Source organism: Rhizobium sp. G187, from assembly GCF_051549525.1.
Classification (GTDB): Bacteria; Pseudomonadota; Alphaproteobacteria; order Rhizobiales; family Rhizobiaceae; genus Allorhizobium.
Genome location: NZ_JBPUGM010000003.1, coordinates 94,213 through 110,049, shown reverse-complemented (window position 1 = coordinate 110,049; position 15,837 = coordinate 94,213). Strand labels below are relative to the sequence as shown.

The following is a 15,837-nucleotide window of genomic DNA, read 5'->3' as shown; positions in this document are numbered from 1 at the left end:
AAGCTTCTCACAACCACGGAACGATTGAAGGGAACTAGGTCTCACAATGTATGCGCCCTAGGTCCTATCCAGTTTCAGACCATGGTCCGATAGTTTTCAGACCATGGACGCCAAGGAAAAATCGTCGATACTGGCGAAAACCAAGAAATGTCCCACCGGCTGCAGGATTTATGCTTACTCTGCAGGGACCGGGCCGGAGTTCCAGACAGCGCCGGAGACAGCATCGGACAGTCGAGCACCATGAAGGCAAAGAACAGTCTTTCGCAGCCAAGTCTGATCTGGAGGTTCTGGGGCAAGCTTTCAGAACTGTCCTTGTCTGCGCAATTCCTGATCGCGGCCTCGGTGATCGTCTTCAGCCTGATGGCAGGCGTCAGCTTCTTCACCGCAGCGCAGGTGGAGACCGCAGCGCTGAATGCAGCCGGCTCTGCCGGCGCAGTACGCATGCAGACGCTGATTGCACCACTCGTCCAGACGACCCCGTCGGGTAACTTCGAATTCAACGAGACGTTTGAGGTCAGCATCTCTGCCCTGATCGGCCAGGGGCCAATCGGCCAACGCATCCGCTTCATCAAGATATGGTCGGCCGATGGACGCCAGATCTTCCCGAAGGAAGAGCCCTCGCCGGCCCCGATCGTTTTTGATGAGCTGGCACGCGCCCTCCAAGGGGAAACGGTTGTGTCGCGTACGACGATTGCCAAACACGACTACAGCGAGGAAGAACAGGTCGAGCCCCTGCTTGAAGTCTACGCACCACTGGTCAGCGACAGTGACGGCAAGGTTCTGCTTGCAGGTGAAATCTACGAAGAATCCGTCGTGCTCGAGCAGCAGATCCTTGGCACGCGCCACAAATCGATGGCCGTCGTCCTCCTGATCTCTGTACCGATGCTCTCTCTTCTCTATCTGGTGGTTCGCAAAGGCGCCCGGCTGATCGAGCATCAGAGGCGAACATTGCGGGAAAGCCTGCGCAATGCGATCGAGCTTTCCGTCGAGAACAACAGGCTCCGCTTGCTGGCAGAAAATGCCCGCGTTGAGGCCGGCAAGCTGAATGAGCGAATTCTGGATCAGATCGGTTCCGATCTCCATGACGGTTCGGTCCAGCTTCTGACCTTGGTAAAGCTTCGCCTGAGCGACCTGTCGAGCACAAAACAGAACATATCTCCCGAGACACGCAGGGAAGCGCTTCACAAGGCGATCGACCTAGTCACCAATGTGCTTGACGAAATCCGGCATCTTTCTGCCGGGTTGGTCCTGCCTGAGCTGGAAGAAACAACGGTCGACGAGGCGATCCATCTGGCAGCCAAACGCTATCTCGAGATTACCGGACGCGAAGCTCCAGTCGAAGGCCGGCTTCGTTCGGAACTACGCATTCCCGATCTATCGATTTGCCTCTATCGTTTCGTGCTTGAAGGGCTCCTCAACAGCTACCGCCACGCGCCAGACAACCGCAATCTCGTCCGCTATCACTGCCGCGCAGGAAAACTTTATGTCGCCGTCGTCGATATCGGAAAAAAACCGGTCCTTGCCTCGAAGAGCGAAGTCCAGAGATCACGCCTGGGCAAGGTCAGCCAGAAACGTCGCATCCGAAATTTCGGTGGCAGGATGCGCTACTTTCCGCGCAAGAACGGAACATTTGCAGTCGCAAGTCTCCCGCTAGGTGCGGACTGAGGCGGGACACGCCACCCAATCCTTCACCCGGAGATGCGTCTTGCAGGCGCTTCCTTTGGTGCAGCGCGGTTCTTGACGGCGATCACGAGCTCGACGCGGTTGCGAACATCAAGCTTGCTCATCAGCGAGGTCATATAGTGCTTGACCGTCTTCTCGCTGAGATTGAGGCTGGTGCCGATCTCACGATTGGTCATACCCTTCAACAATCCGCCGATGATCTGCTCCTCGCGATGATGCAGGTGTTCTTTCGGCTGTGCCGCACGCCGCAGCTCTGCGGTCTTCATCGAGACGATTACCTTCGTGGCAAAACCCGGGGTGATATAGGTTTCTCCATCATGAGCCCGCAGGATCGCCTCATGCAGATCCGAGGAGGAAGATCCCTTCAAAACGTAACCGGAAATGCCGGCCTCGATCAGTTCAACCGCAGGCTGGATGGCGCTGGACGCCGTAAAGACGATCACCTTTGTATAGGGATGGGTCACAAGCATCAGATCGATCGCAGCGAAAGAATCGCCGGGCATGCTGAGATCCATGACAATGACATCAGGTCGATGTTGCTCAAGGATCTGCAGTGCATCAATTGTATTGTGGCCCATGGCCACCACATCGAGATCGGCCTTGCTGCTGTAAAGGCTCACAAGACCTTCAAGCAGAATCGGATGATCATCGACAAACGCGACCCTTACCACCATAACCCATGCCTCCTTAGGGTTATTATGAGTAACACGCGGCCTCGGCGTGGTGAAGCGTTTGCTTAAATATCAGTTAACGTCCATTCGCCCATTTTTGGGAAATAATTGCTCTTCCGGATGAGCTAAAATAAAACATCAAGATGAAATTGACTGTTTTCCTCTGTATTCCGCAGAAAACCTGAGGCACCAGATGGACGCGTGTCAATTTGCATATTATTGCGCCAGCATCGGAAAAACCTAGTTTTTAGGCAATGCCGGTTGCCATCAATGCTGCATTGCGTCATCAATCCCTGCATGAACCACCTCGACCTCACCATCCTGGTAATTGATGAGAACGCTGTTCGTGCAGCGATCATCGAGGAAGGATTGCATGAGGCTGGCCACAGACGGGTGACCGTCGTCCACGAGGTGAACGGCATAGCCCGTATCGTCGAGACGCTTGCCCCCGATGTCATCATCATCGATATTGAAAACCCGAACCGGGACATGATGGAACATCTGTTCCAGCTCACGCGCTCCGTCAGTCGCCCGATTGCCATGTTCGTCGACCGTTCGGACACCGCCTCGATCGAAGCCGCCGTCGATGCTGGCGTTTCCGCCTATGTCGTAGATGGCCTGCGCAAGGAACGCATCAAGCCGATCCTCGATATGGCGGTCAGCCGATTCAATGCCTTCAGCCGCCTGCAACGCGAGTTGGCCGATGCAAGAAGCGCACTTGAGGAGCGCAAGGTGATCGAGCGCGCCAAAGGGATCCTGATGAAGATGCGCGGCCTTTCGGAAGAGGAGGCCTTCACGCTGATGCGCCAGACGGCGATGAACGAAAAGAAACGGCTTGCCGACATCGCCCAATCGGTGGTGACAGCTGCCGGCATGTTGCTGTGATGGCGTGCTGGTCCGAACCCGAAAAGCGGAGGCGGCGGAGTGCTTGAAATGACGATCGACAATGGCAAAAGCGGGCTCAACGCACCGGCAAGGATCAGTGGCGGCGAACAGAAACTGCTGCGCGCCGGCTTCATCCCGCTCATGGATGCATCCGTGCTTGTCGCAGCGGCGGAATTCGGGTTTGCGGCGCGGGAAGGCTTGACGCTCGACCTTGTGCGCGACGTGTCCTGGGCCAATGTGCGCGACAGACTTGCCTTCCGGCAATTCGACATTGCCCATATGCTGTCACCCATGCCCGTCGCCTCGATGCTCGGTCTGGGCTCCAACCCCTCGCCAACCATCGCGCCTTTCTCGCTCGGTCGCGGCGGCAACGCGATTACGCTGTCCTCACGTCTCTTCGAACGGATGCAGGCCATTGCCGATCTGAGCGACACCGCCTCGGCCCTCGACAATGCTCGGGCGCTAGCATCCGTACTTGCCGAGATGCGGGCTGCGGGAGAAACACCGCCGACCTTCGGGATGACCTATCCATTCTCGTCCCACAATTACGAATTCCGCTACTGGCTGGCCGCTGGCGGCATCGATCCGGATGCGGATGTGAAGATGGTCGTTGTGCCACCGCCGCTCACCTCAGATGCGCTTGCTGCCGGCGCGATCGACGGCTTTTGCGTTGGCGCGCCCTGGAACATGGTCGCATCCGAACGCGGCCTGGGGCGGATCGTTGCAGCAAAGCAGGACATCTGGCCGTCGGCACCGGAAAAGGTCGTCGGCATGCGCCCGGAATGGGCAGCCGCCAACGCAGACACGGTGTCTCGTCTGGTCGTCGCGCTCGATGCCGCGGCACGCTGGTGTGACGATCGCGCCAACCACGCACGTCTCGCCGAAACGCTGTCAGCTGAGCGTTATATCGCAGCACCGGTCGACATCCTTAGACAGGTTCTCGCCGGGGAATTCTCACTCGACGCCAAGGGAACCAAGCGTGTTCTCGAAAACTATTTCGTCTTTCACCGGGGGGAGGCAAACCTGCCCGCCCCCCGCCAGGCCTTGTGGATCTACAGCCAGATGATCCGCTGGGGCCAAACGGGTTTCTCCGCCGACAAGGCATCGGCGGCGGCCTCGGCCTTCCGGCCGGATCTTTATCGGGCAGCCCTCGGGCAGCCTGCACGCGAAGAAACCCTATCTCCTGTTGGCGTGGAGCCGGGGGACACCTTCATGGACGGGCAGGTTTTCGACCCATTGAACATCCCCGGCTATATCGAAGGCTTCCCCGTGCGCACACAAGCCTCCCTTGGCGACAGGTCCCAAGACGCCTGATTGAGGCGTGCACTGCACAAAGCAGCGGCATCTGCATTCAAAGCGAGATCGCGAAACATGCAAAGCCTTTACCCACAACGCCAGGCAGACGACAGGTTTACGAGCAGAAAAACCTTCCATATCAACAACTTCAAGATCGATTTCTAAAACTGGCACGCCTCTTGCTTCTTAATATTCGTCCACGGTCAACGGCGATCGCAGGACGGATGAGCGCCGCAGAGGCGCAGATACCCATCAGACAATGACGTCGCAGGCTTTTTGCTGTCCGGCTCCTCCCGCCAGGACACCGCAGGAAAGCATGCGGCGTTTTTTCGTTTTTCCGGATCTCCGTCATCAGACAAAGAGGGGCAAACAGCTATGACCAAGACCACAGCAACGAGCATCAGCCGGCGTCAGATTCTCAAGATCGGCTCTGCGGCAGCACTGGCAAGTGCTGCCCGCCTTGCATTTCCGTCGGGCGCCTTCGCCGCAACCGCCGGGCCTGAAGTAACGGGCGTGAAGCTTGGCTTCATCGCACTCACCGATGCCGCCCCGCTGGTCATCGCCAAGGAAAAGGGCTTCTTCGAAAAATACGGCATGGCCGATGTCGAAGTGCTGAAGCAGGCTTCCTGGGGCGCTACCCGCGACAACCTCGTGCTCGGTGGCGAAGCGAACGGTATCGACGGTGCGCATATTCTGACCCCGATGCCCTATCTGATGGAAACCGGCAAGGTGACGCAGAACAACGTTCCCGTGCCGATGTCGATTATCGCCCGACTAAACCTCGACAGCCAAGGCATCTCCGTTGCCAAAGAATATGCCGAGACTGGCGTCCAGCTCGACGCCTCCAAGCTGAAGGAAGCCTTTGCCGCCAAGAAAGCAGCCGGCAATGAGATCAAGGTCGCGATGACCTTCCCGGGCGGCACCCATGACCTCTGGATCCGCTACTGGCTGGCCGCCGGCGGCATCGATCCGGACAAGGACGTCTCCACCATCGTCGTGCCGCCGCCGCAGATGGTCGCCAACATGAAGGTCGGCAACATGGATGCCTTCTGTGTCGGCGAACCCTGGAACGAGCAACTCGTCAATCAGGGCATCGGCTTTACCGCCTGCACCACCGGCGAGCTGTGGAAGGGCCATCCGGAAAAGGCGCTCGGCCTGCGCACCGAATGGATCGAAAAGAATCCAAACGCCGCAAAGGCGTTGATGATGGCCGTCATGGAAGCCCAGATCTGGGCCGACAGCATGGACAACAAGGAAGAGATGTCGGCGATCCTTGGCAAGCGCCAGTGGTTCAATGTGCCTCCGAAGGATGTCGCGGGTCGCCTCAAGGGCACCATCAACTACGGCAATGGCCGTCTCGCCGAAAACACCGGGCTCGAGATGAAGTTCTGGAAGGACCACGCTTCCTATCCTTTCAAGAGCCATGATGCCTGGTTCCTGACCGAGAACGTCCGCTGGGGCAAATTCGCAGCCGACACCGACATCAAGGCACTGGTCGACAAGGTCAACCGCGAGGACATCTGGCGGGCCGCCGCCGCCGATCTCGGCATCGCCGCCGCCGACATCCCGGCTTCCTCGTCGCGCGGTCCAGAAACCTTCTTCGACGGCAAGGTCTTCGACCCGGAAAACCCAAAGGCCTATCTCGACAGCCTGACGATCAAGGCCGGAGCCTGATTTCACAGTCTCCCCCGCGGGGGAGGCTGTAACCACGCATGGCCGGATGAGGGGGAGCGACGCTCGGCGCATTTGCCTCCCCTCATCGCTAGCTAAACACCAACCGCCCAAAAGGACCACACCATGACCGCAACCGCCCGCAAGACTGAGACCGAGGCGACGGCCATTTCAGCGACCAGGACAGGGACGGTCGTCATGATCGCAAAGCGCCCAGCCAGTAAGCTCAACATCCGCAAGCCGCTCGCCGCCCTCTGTCGCAATGTCCTGCCGCCACTTGTGGTGCTGATCGGGCTCCTGGCCGTCTGGCAGATCGCCTGCTCCAATCCCGGCGCCAGCCTGCCACCGCCATCGCAGGTCTGGATCGACAGTTATGACCTGATCGCCTTTCCGTTCTTCGATTACGGCTCGCAGGACATTGGTCTTGCCTGGCGGGTTCTGATCTCGCTTGAACGTGTCGCCATCGGTTTCGGCCTTGCAGCTGTCGTCGGCGTCTTCCTGGGTGCGGTTGTGGGCCAGTCTGTCTGGGCCATGCGCGGTCTCGATCCGATCTTCCAGATCCTGCGCACGGTGCCACCGCTGGCCTGGCTGCCGCTGTCGCTCGCCGCATTCCAGAACTCCAATCCGTCGGCGATCTTCGTCATCTTCATCACCTCGATCTGGCCCGTGATCATCAACACCGCTGTCGGCGTGCGCAATATCCCGGAAGACTATCGCAACATCGCCCGCGTACTGCGCCTCAATCCGCTGGAATTCTTCATCCGCATCATGGTGCCGGCTGCAGCCCCTTACATTTTCACCGGCCTTCGCATCGGCATCGGCCTGTCGTGGCTGGCCATCGTTGCTGCGGAAATGCTGACCGGCGGCGTCGGCATCGGCTTCTTTATCTGGGATGCGTGGAATTCCTCGCGCCTCTCCGACATCATCGTGGCGCTCGCCTATATCGGCGTGACCGGCTTTGTCCTCGACAAGCTGGTCGCCCTTCTCGGCAACGTCATCACCCGCGGCACCGCGAAGAACTGAGGAGAGCGAGCATGAACGCCTATCTCAAGATCGACCATATCGACAAAAGCTTTGAACGGGGCGGCACGAAGACGGACGTCCTCAAGGATGTCAGCCTCACCATCGACAAAGGTGAATTCGTCTCGATCATCGGCCATTCCGGCTGCGGCAAGTCGACCTTGCTCAACCTCATCGCCGGCCTGACGCGCGTCTCCTCCGGTGCCGTATTGCTCGAAAACGTCGAGGTCAACGCACCAGGCCCAGAACGCGCCGTGGTCTTTCAGAATCACTCGCTCCTGCCTTGGCTGACCGTCTATGAAAACGTCAACCTTGCAGTCTCGAAGGTCTTTGCCGGCCGCAAGACCAAGGCGGAAAAGCATGAATGGGTGATGCGCAATCTGGATCTCGTCCAGATGGGCCATGCCAAGGACAAGCGCCCGGCCGAGATCTCCGGTGGCATGAAACAGCGTGTCGGCATCGCCCGCGCACTCGCCATGGAGCCCAAGATCCTGCTGCTCGACGAGCCTTTCGGTGCGCTCGATGCCCTCACCCGCGCCCATCTGCAGGATGCGGTGATGGAAATCCATTCCCGTCTCGGCAACACGATGATCATGATCACCCATGACGTCGACGAGGCTGTGCTGCTCTCCGACCGCATCGTCATGATGACCAACGGCCCGGCAGCCCGCATTGGCGAAGTGCTGGAAGTCCCGATCCCGCGCCCGCGCGACCGCATCGCGCTCGCCGCCGACCGAACCTACCTCAAATCCCGCGAAGCCGTGTTGAAGTTCCTCTACGAACGCCACCGCTTTGTCGAAGCTGCGGAGTAACATCAATGGCTGAGAAACTCGTCATCATCGGCAATGGCATGGCCCCGGGCCGCATGCTGGAGGAATTGTTCGAAAAGGCGCCGGGCCTTTACGACGTGACCATTTTCAACGCTGAGCCGCGCGTCAACTACGACCGCATCATGCTCTCGCCGGTGCTATCAGGCGAAAAGTCCTATGAAGACATCGTCATCCACAATGACGACTGGTACACCGCCCATGGTGTGACCCTGCACAAGGGCGCCAAAGTCACCGAGATCGATCGCCAGGCCAAGACGGTGACATCGGCCAACGGCATCACAGTCCCTTACGACAAGCTGGTCATCGCTACCGGCTCGCTGCCCTTCATCATCCCGGTTCCCGGCCACCAGCTGCCGGGTGTACTGCCCTACCGAGATCTCGACGACGTCGACAACATGCTGAAGATCGCCGAAGGCAAGGGTCGCGCCATCGTGATCGGCGCCGGCCTGCTGGGTCTTGAAGCGGCTTACGGCCTGAAGCGCCAGGGGATGGATGTCACCGTCATCCACCTGATGCCAACCATCATGGAGCGCCAGCTTGATCCGGCCGCCGCCTACCTCTTGGAAAAGGCGCTCACCGAACGCGGCATCGACATCATCACAAAGGCCAACACCAAGCAGATCCTCGGAACCGACAAGGTCGAAGGCATCGAATTGGAAGACGGCCGTGTGATCAAGGGCGACATGGTCATCATGGCCGTCGGCATCCGCCCGGCCTCGCAGCTCGCCAAGGATGCAGGCATAGCGGTCAACCGCGGCATTGTCGTCGACGACGGCATGATGACCTCGGACCCCAATATCTTTGCACTCGGCGAATGCGCCGAACATCGCGGCACCTGCTACGGCCTCGTCGCGCCCCTTTATGAAGCAGCCCGCGTTCTTGCCGATCGCCTGACCGGTGGCACCGGTGAGTATCACGGCTCCGTCGTCAACACGAAGCTCAAGGTCACCGGCATCAACCTGTTCTCGGCCGGCGACTTTGCAGAAGCGCCTGACCGCGAGGAAATCGTTCTGCGCGATGCTGCAGCCGGCATCTACAAGCGCCTCGTGCTGAAGGACAACAAGATCCTCGGCGCCGTGCTCTACGGCGAAACCGCTGACGGTTCCTGGTTCTTCGATCTGATGAAGCGCGGAACCGACATCTCTCAAATGCGCGAAACCCTGATATTCGGCCAGTCATACCAGGGGGGCACCCCGCTGGACCCTATGGCGGCCGTTGCAGCCTTGCCGGATGATGCAGAAATCTGCGGCTGCAACGGCGTCTGCAAGGGCAAGATCACGACCACGATCTCGTCCAAGGGCCTGACCTCGCTTGATGACGTGCGCGCCCATACCAAAGCATCTGCTTCATGCGGCTCCTGCACAGGCCTTGTCGAGCAGTTGATGGCCCTGACTTTGGGCGACGCCTACAACCCCGCCGCCGTAACACCAATGTGCACCTGCACCGAACTCGGCCATGACGACGTCCGCCGTCTGATCAAGGCCAAGGGGCTGAAGACCATTCCAGCCGTGATGCAGGAACTGGAGTGGAAGACATCCTGCGGCTGCGCCAAATGCCGTCCGGCACTCAACTACTACCTCGTTTGTGACTGGCCGGATGAATATGCCGATGACTACCAGTCGCGTTACATCAACGAACGCGTGCACGCCAACATCCAGAAAGACGGCACCTATTCGGTCGTGCCGCGCATGTGGGGCGGCGTCACGAATGCCGCCGAACTGCGCGCGATCGCCGATGTCGTCGACAAGTTTGATATCCCACTGGTGAAGGTGACCGGCGGTCAGCGCATCGATTTGCTCGGTATTGAGAAGGAAGACCTGCCCGCCGTCTGGTCCGATCTCGGCAAGGCAGGTTTCGTCTCCGGCCAGGCCTATGCCAAGGGCCTTCGCACCGTAAAGACCTGCGTCGGTTCCGACTGGTGCCGCTTCGGCACGCAGGATTCGACCGGGCTTGGCATCCGCATTGAGAAATTCATGTGGGGCTCATGGACACCGGCCAAGCTGAAGCTTGCCGTTTCCGGGTGTCCGCGCAACTGTGCCGAAGCCACCTGCAAGGATATCGGCGTCATCTGCGTCGACAGTGGTTTCGAGATCCACTTCGCCGGTGCTGCCGGCCTCGACATCAAGGGCACCGAAGTGCTCGGCCTGGTGAAGACCGAGGACGAAGCCCTCGAACATATCGTGGCGCTCACCCAGATGTATCGCGAGCAGGCCCGTTATCTCGAGCGCATCTACAAATGGGCCAAGCGCGTCGGACTGGATGAGATCCGCCGCCAGATCATGACCGACGCGGAAAAGCGCAAGGGCTATTACGAGCGCTTCGTCTTCAGCCAGTCGTTTGCCCAGGTGGACCCCTGGTCGGAACGCGTCTCCGGCAAGGACAAGCACGAGTTCAAGCCCATGGCAACCGTCGGGTTCTCGGCGGCAGCGGAATAGATCTCCCTCTTCTCCCCAGCGGGGAGAAGTGCCGAGCTTGCGAGGCGATGAGGGGGTCGCTTGCACTGGAGCTAACGGGCTTCGCCCCTCATCCGGCCCTACCGGGCCACCTTCTCCCCGTTGGGGAGAAGAGACGGCAGACGCTGCGGCGTCGAGAACAAAACGAAGGATAAAGCCATGAACTGGATCGCCATCGGCCATATCGACGACATTCCCCTGCGTGGTGCCCGCTGCGTGAAAACGCCCGAGGGCAAGATCGCCGTTTTCCGCACCGCCGAAAACGAGGTTTTCGCCATCGAGGACCACTGCCCCCACAAGGGCGGCCCGCTCTCCCAGGGCATCGTGCACGGCAAGGCCGTCACCTGCCCCCTGCACAACTTCGTCATCTCGCTCGAAAGCGGCAAGGCGCTCGGGGCCGATGAAGGTGAGGTCAGGACCATTCCGCTGCGCAACATCGACGGTCAACTCTCCATCGCGCTCGACGCGATGCTGGTAGCGGCGGAGTGAATGCAATGGTGAGCTTGGCGAAGGCGTCCATGTCGACTGAAACCAAGACCACCTGTCCCTATTGCGGCGTCGGCTGCGGCGTGATTGCCAGTGTCGATGACGCCGGCAAGGTGAGCGTCAAGGGCGATCCGGACCATCCGGCCAATTTCGGCCGCCTCTGCTCCAAAGGCTCGGCGCTCGCCGAAACGCTCGATCTCGACGGTCGGGCACTCTACCCTGAGATCGATGGTGAACGGGCAAACTGGGACGAAGCGCTAGACCGCGTCGCGACGACCTTTAGCCAAACAATCGCCGAGCACGGGCCAGACTCCGTTGCCTTCTACGTATCCGGCCAGTTGCTGACCGAAGACTACTACGTCGCCAACAAACTGATGAAAGGCTTCATCGGCTCCGCGAATATCGACACCAATTCACGCCTTTGCATGGCATCCTCCGTTGCCGGGCACCGGCGCGCCTTCGGGTCCGATACAGTCCCCGGCGCTTACGAGGATCTGGAGCTTGCAGATCTCGTCGTGCTGGTTGGCTCCAATATGGCCTGGTGCCATCCCGTTCTCTACCAGCGCCTCGCGGCTGCCAAGGCCGCACGGCCGACGATGAAGGTTGTCGTCATCGATCCGCGGCGCACCGCCACTTCCGATCTCGCCGATCTGCACCTCTCCGTCCGCCCGGATGGAGACGTTGCCCTGTTCAACGGTCTGCTCGCCCATCTGGTCGAGACCGGCCGGACCGACGAAGCTTTCGTTGGCGCCCACACGACTGGTTTGGCCGAAGCGCTAATGGCGGTTTCTCGCCAGTCCATGTCGGACCTTTCCGACGCAACGGGCGTATCCGGCATGCTGCTTCGCCAGTTCTTCTGGCTCTTCGGGCAGACGGAGAAGGTCGTCACCTGCTACAGCCAAGGCGTCAACCAGTCGGCCTCAGGCACCGACAAGGTGAACGCCATACTCAACTGCCATCTGGCCACGGGCCGGATCGGCCAGCCCGGCATGGGACCATTTTCGCTGACCGGTCAGCCCAATGCCATGGGCGGACGCGAAGTCGGTGGTCTCGCCAACATGCTCGCCGGCCATATGGCGATCGAGAACCCGGTTGATCGCGATAGGGTCCAGCGCTTCTGGAATGCGCCGGTCATCGCGGCCAAAGCCGGCCTCAAGGCCGTCGACATGTTCGAGGCCGTGGCCGACGGCCGGATCAAGGCGATCTGGATCATGTCCACCAACCCCGTGGTCTCTATGCCGAACGCAGACGCAGTCAGGAAAGCACTGGAAGTCTGCCCCTTCGTTGTGGTCTCCGACATCCAGAAGAATACGGACACGGCGCGGCTCGCCCATGTTCTCCTGCCAGCAACGGGATGGGGTGAAAAATCCGGCACCGTCACCAATTCCGAACGCCGGATCTCGCGCCAGCGCCCCTTCTTGTCCGTACCGGGCGAGGCCCGTCCGGATTGGTGGCAGCTTGCTGAAGTCGGAAAGCGCATGGGGTTTGCCAAGGCTTTCGATTATGCCTCCCCGGCCGAAATCTTTGCCGAACATGCAACCCTGTCCGCCTTCGAAAACGATGGCACGCGCGACTTCGACATCGGCGCGCATGCCACGATCGACGATGAAGCCTACGACAAGCTGTCGCCGTTCCAATGGCCCCAAGCGGAGGGCACCGCACCACGCGAGCGCTTCTTTGCCGACGGCCGCTTCTATCATCCCGACGGCAAGGCGCGTTTCATTCCGGTGTCCTCACCCGCCATCCCCAAGCCGGACGCGCGCTATCCCTTCACGCTCAACACTGGGCGGGTACGCGACCACTGGCACACGATGACCCGGACCGGCAAGAGCGCCCGCCTATCCGCCCATATCGCCGAGCCCTTCTGCGAAATCCATCCGCTCGACGCAGCCGAAATCGGGCTGTCGGACGCCGATCTTGTTACGGTACAAAGCCGGCATGATGCATCAATCATCGTCAGAGCGTTGCTAACGGAGCGACAAACCCGCGGCGCGGTCTTCGTTCCCATGCACTGGACAGGTGAAACGGCACCGTCCGCCCGTGTCTGCACGCTGGTGCCGTCCAAGGTCGATCCCGTCTCGGGGCAACCCGCCCTGAAGCGAACGGAGGTCTCCGTTAAACGCAACGAGGCCTCCAACCACGGCTTCCTTGTTTCCACCATAAAGCCAGCAGACCTGCCTTTCGCCTACTGGGCGATTGCGCGGACGAATGGCGGCCATCGGGTGGAATTTGCCGGCAATACGCCGGCAGACGGCTGGGAGAGCTGGCTTCGTGATAGCCTGAACCTCGGCGAAAGCCTGCAAATCTTAGGCTATATCGACAGTCAGACAGGCGACCACCGGATTCTCGCATTCGAAGGCGACCACCTGATCGCAGCACTTTTTGTGTCGCGCGGACCAGTGTCCGTGTCGCGGCAGTGGGCAGCAGACCAGCTGACCGAGCGCCATTCCGACCCGCGAGCACGATCCATGCTGGTGGCAGGGCGGCCGGCACCCGGACGGCCGGATAAGGGCGCGATCGTCTGCTCGTGTTTCTCGGTCGGCGTCAACGAGATTTCGGCTGCCGCCCGTAGCGGCTGCTGCTCGGTCGAAGCCATCGGCAAAGCTTTGAATGCAGGCACCAATTGCGGCTCCTGCCGCCCGGAAATCAGGAGGATTGTCGATGCCACGCACGTTCTCGCCGCCGAATAAGACACCTGAGCGCATCGCGCCACTCGCCAAGCTGCCCGTTTTCTGGAACCTCACCGGCAAACGGGCCGTCATCGCCGGTGGTTCGGAGGCGGCCGCCTGGAAGACGGAGCTTCTTCTCGCCTGTGGCGCAACCGTCGACGTCTATTGCGGCTGCGAGCATCTCGGCGAGACAATGCAGGGCATGATTGCCGCGGGCTCGGTGACACATCATGCGCATCCCTGGCATTGCGGCATATTTCAAGGCGCGGCGCTTGCCCTCGCCGACTGCGAAACCGATGAAGAGGCGAAGGCCTATTTCTGTGCCGCCCGCGCGGCCGGCGTGCCGGTCAATGTGATCGACAAGCCGGCCTATTGCCAGTTCCAGTTCGGCTCGATCGTCAACCGGTCGCCGGTGATCGTCTCGATCTCAACAGATGGCGCCGCCCCCATTCTTGCCCAGGCCATCCGGCAGCGGATCGAAACGCTTCTGCCGCCTGCCTTGAAGGATTGGGCTCGCCTGGCGCAGACCATGCGCGATGCGGTGAACCTCAGATTGGCGCCCGGTGCGCGACGTCGACTTTTTTGGGAAAGGTTCGTTGATCGCGGGCTCGGTTCGAACCAGGCACCGGACGACGAAACAGCCGCAACCCTTCTGACCGAGGCAGATCGTATTGCGAAGGCACCAGGCGCTGGCTGCGTGACTCTGGTCGGCGCCGGGCCCGGCGACGCGGAGCTTCTGACGCTGAAAGCCATGCGCGCACTTCAGGCCGCCGACGTCATTCTCTTCGACGATCTGGTCTCGCCAGAGGTTCTGGAGCTCGCGCGGCGCGAAGCCAAGCGCATGCTGGTCGGCAAACGCGGCGGCCGCGAAAGCTGCAGGCAGGAAGACATCAACGACATGATGGTGATGTTTGCCAAGGCGGGCAAACGGGTTGTCCGGCTGAAATCCGGCGATCCCATGATCTTCGGCCGTGCCGGCGAAGAAATCGCACGGTTGCGCCGGGAAGGCATCGCGGTCGACGTGGTCCCCGGCATCACGGCCGCCTCTGCCATGGCGGCATCCCTCGGCGTGTCGCTGACCCATCGCGACCACGCCCAGCAAGTCCGCTTCGTCACCGGTCATTCCCGCCACGGCGAACTGCCGCGATCGCTGGACTGGCCTTCGCTTGCCGACCCGCGCCAATCCACGATCTTCTACATGGGTGGCCGGACAGCCGGGTCGATCGAGGAAAAGCTGCGCGTGGCTGGCATGCCGGCCACGACCCCTGTCGTCATCGCCTCGGCGATCAGCCGCTCGAACCAGCGTTCCTGGCGGGGAACGCTCGCACATCTCCCGAGGGCGATGCAGGATATGGGACTGGACGAGCCCGTCCTGATCGGTATCGGCAATGCATTTGAGGCAGAGATGACGGTTGATCTTTCACGCTGGCAGCCGGAAACTGTGGCCGCAGCGATATGAGCGGCTGGGTACGTCTGGTGGACGACGGCATCAGCCGGTGCTGCCCTCCTCCTGTCGTCGGCGATACGCCTCGACGCTGAGTGTCTTGTGCTCGAACTGCTCCTGGGTCCTTGTGTAGAGATATCCACCCAGGCGCCCGACCGCATCCATCAGGGCTTGATCGACATGAAGGTTTGAGGGATCGACGGCGTCGCTGCGCACGAAGAGGCCCAGAACCTCGCCAATGATGATCTCGCGCGCAGGTCCCACCTGCAATGTCGTATGCCGGCGGCATTCGAGGGCCGCAGGTGCCGCCAGGATACGCGGACTACGCACCATCTGCCCCGGAACCGTCGCGAGGCCGGCCTCCTGCAATTCATCGACATCAGGTCCGAACTTGATCGCGCAGATCTCCATCTGCTCGACGAGGTCGCTGTCAACAATATGTACGGTAAACTCGCCGGTTTCCCGAATATTGCGGGCCGTGTCCTTGTAGCTGAGGTCAGCATGGTTCTCGACGCCGATCGCCACAAGTGCCGGATCATGGGTCAGAACATTGAAGAAGCTGAAGGGACCGGCATTCGCCTGACCCGCACGGCTCAGGGTTGTCACCAGCGCGATCGGACGGGGGATGACCGTGCCGATGAGAAGCTTGTAGCGCTCCCGTTCGGTCAACTGGGTGAAATCAAAATGCGTATGCGCAGTATCGTCTTTCATACGAGTTCCTCTGTCATC

12 protein-coding genes are annotated in these 15,837 nt (G+C 60.5%); 10 read left to right on the top strand and 2 right to left on the bottom strand.

Features of this window, described 5'->3' with window-relative positions:
• Positions 1–240: 240 nt before the first annotated feature.
• Positions 241–1,665, top strand: a complete 1,425-nt coding sequence (locus tag ACSV9I_RS09745) for a sensor histidine kinase (RefSeq protein ID WP_438328665.1) — start codon at positions 241–243, stop codon at positions 1,663–1,665.
• 23 nt (positions 1,666–1,688) lie between these two features.
• Here the strand turns inward: ACSV9I_RS09745 and ACSV9I_RS09740 are convergent, their stop codons facing one another.
• Entirely contained in the window at positions 1,689–2,357 is a 669-nt protein-coding gene (locus ACSV9I_RS09740) for a response regulator (protein ID WP_054156866.1), read from the bottom strand.
• A gap of 294 nt (positions 2,358–2,651) precedes the next feature.
• On the opposite strand from ACSV9I_RS09740, the gene ACSV9I_RS09735 reads away from it, so the two are divergent.
• The 9 genes from ACSV9I_RS09735 to cysG all read left to right on the top strand — a co-directional run bounded on the left by ACSV9I_RS09735 (position 2,652) and on the right by cysG (position 15,123).
• Positions 2,652–3,239: an ANTAR domain-containing response regulator gene (locus tag ACSV9I_RS09735; RefSeq protein ID WP_054157362.1), complete on the top strand. Its 588-nt coding sequence runs from the start codon at positions 2,652–2,654 to the stop codon at positions 3,237–3,239.
• 48 nt (positions 3,240–3,287) lie between these two features.
• Complete coding sequence (locus ACSV9I_RS09730; protein WP_438328664.1) at positions 3,288–4,553, top strand: CmpA/NrtA family ABC transporter substrate-binding protein; 1,266 nt, start codon at positions 3,288–3,290, stop codon at positions 4,551–4,553.
• 357 nt (positions 4,554–4,910) lie between these two features.
• Entirely contained in the window at positions 4,911–6,209 is a 1,299-nt protein-coding gene (locus ACSV9I_RS09725; RefSeq protein WP_438328663.1) for a CmpA/NrtA family ABC transporter substrate-binding protein, read from the top strand.
• A 123-nt stretch (positions 6,210–6,332) separates the two neighbouring features.
• Positions 6,333–7,229: a nitrate ABC transporter permease gene (gene ntrB, locus ACSV9I_RS09720; RefSeq protein WP_438328662.1), complete on the top strand. Its 897-nt coding sequence runs from the start codon at positions 6,333–6,335 to the stop codon at positions 7,227–7,229.
• A gap of 11 nt (positions 7,230–7,240) precedes the next feature.
• Positions 7,241–8,038: an ABC transporter ATP-binding protein gene (locus ACSV9I_RS09715; protein WP_438328660.1), complete on the top strand. Its 798-nt coding sequence runs from the start codon at positions 7,241–7,243 to the stop codon at positions 8,036–8,038.
• A 5-nt stretch (positions 8,039–8,043) separates the two neighbouring features.
• A complete protein-coding gene (gene nirB, locus ACSV9I_RS09710; protein WP_438328659.1) occupies positions 8,044–10,491 on the top strand; it encodes a nitrite reductase large subunit NirB in 2,448 nt (815 codons plus the stop codon).
• Between the two features lie 177 nt (positions 10,492–10,668).
• Positions 10,669–10,998 (top strand): nitrite reductase small subunit NirD, encoded by a 330-nt coding sequence (gene nirD, locus ACSV9I_RS09705; RefSeq protein ID WP_136600248.1) that lies wholly within the window; start codon positions 10,669–10,671, stop codon positions 10,996–10,998.
• Positions 10,999–11,027: 29 nt separating this feature from the next.
• Positions 11,028–13,685, top strand: a complete 2,658-nt coding sequence (locus ACSV9I_RS09700) for a nitrate reductase (RefSeq protein WP_438328657.1) — start codon at positions 11,028–11,030, stop codon at positions 13,683–13,685.
• Entirely contained in the window at positions 13,657–15,123 is a 1,467-nt protein-coding gene (cysG, locus tag ACSV9I_RS09695; protein ID WP_438328656.1) for a siroheme synthase CysG, read from the top strand. Before ACSV9I_RS09700 ends, cysG begins: the two co-directional genes overlap by 29 nt.
• Positions 15,124–15,153: 30 nt before the next feature.
• Here the strand turns inward: cysG and ACSV9I_RS09690 are convergent, their stop codons facing one another.
• Positions 15,154–15,819, bottom strand: coding sequence for a flavin reductase family protein (locus tag ACSV9I_RS09690; protein WP_438328655.1), 666 nt, complete (start codon positions 15,817–15,819; stop codon positions 15,154–15,156).
• Between the last annotated feature and the right edge of the window lie 18 nt (positions 15,820–15,837).

Coding starts and splice junctions, on each gene's coding strand:
- ACSV9I_RS09745 (WP_438328665.1), top strand. CDS start 241: ATGAAGGCAAAGAACAGTCTTTCGCAGCCAAGTCTGATCTGGAGGTTC.
- ACSV9I_RS09740 (WP_054156866.1), bottom strand. CDS start 2,357: ATGGTGGTAAGGGTCGCGTTTGTCGATGATCATCCGATTCTGCTTGAA.
- ACSV9I_RS09735 (WP_054157362.1), top strand. CDS start 2,652: ATGAACCACCTCGACCTCACCATCCTGGTAATTGATGAGAACGCTGTT.
- ACSV9I_RS09730 (WP_438328664.1), top strand. CDS start 3,288: ATGACGATCGACAATGGCAAAAGCGGGCTCAACGCACCGGCAAGGATC.
- ACSV9I_RS09725 (WP_438328663.1), top strand. CDS start 4,911: ATGACCAAGACCACAGCAACGAGCATCAGCCGGCGTCAGATTCTCAAG.
- ntrB (WP_438328662.1), top strand. CDS start 6,333: ATGACCGCAACCGCCCGCAAGACTGAGACCGAGGCGACGGCCATTTCA.
- ACSV9I_RS09715 (WP_438328660.1), top strand. CDS start 7,241: ATGAACGCCTATCTCAAGATCGACCATATCGACAAAAGCTTTGAACGG.
- nirB (WP_438328659.1), top strand. CDS start 8,044: ATGGCTGAGAAACTCGTCATCATCGGCAATGGCATGGCCCCGGGCCGC.
- nirD (WP_136600248.1), top strand. CDS start 10,669: ATGAACTGGATCGCCATCGGCCATATCGACGACATTCCCCTGCGTGGT.
- ACSV9I_RS09700 (WP_438328657.1), top strand. CDS start 11,028: ATGTCGACTGAAACCAAGACCACCTGTCCCTATTGCGGCGTCGGCTGC.
- cysG (WP_438328656.1), top strand. CDS start 13,657: ATGCCACGCACGTTCTCGCCGCCGAATAAGACACCTGAGCGCATCGCG.
- ACSV9I_RS09690 (WP_438328655.1), bottom strand. CDS start 15,819: ATGAAAGACGATACTGCGCATACGCATTTTGATTTCACCCAGTTGACC.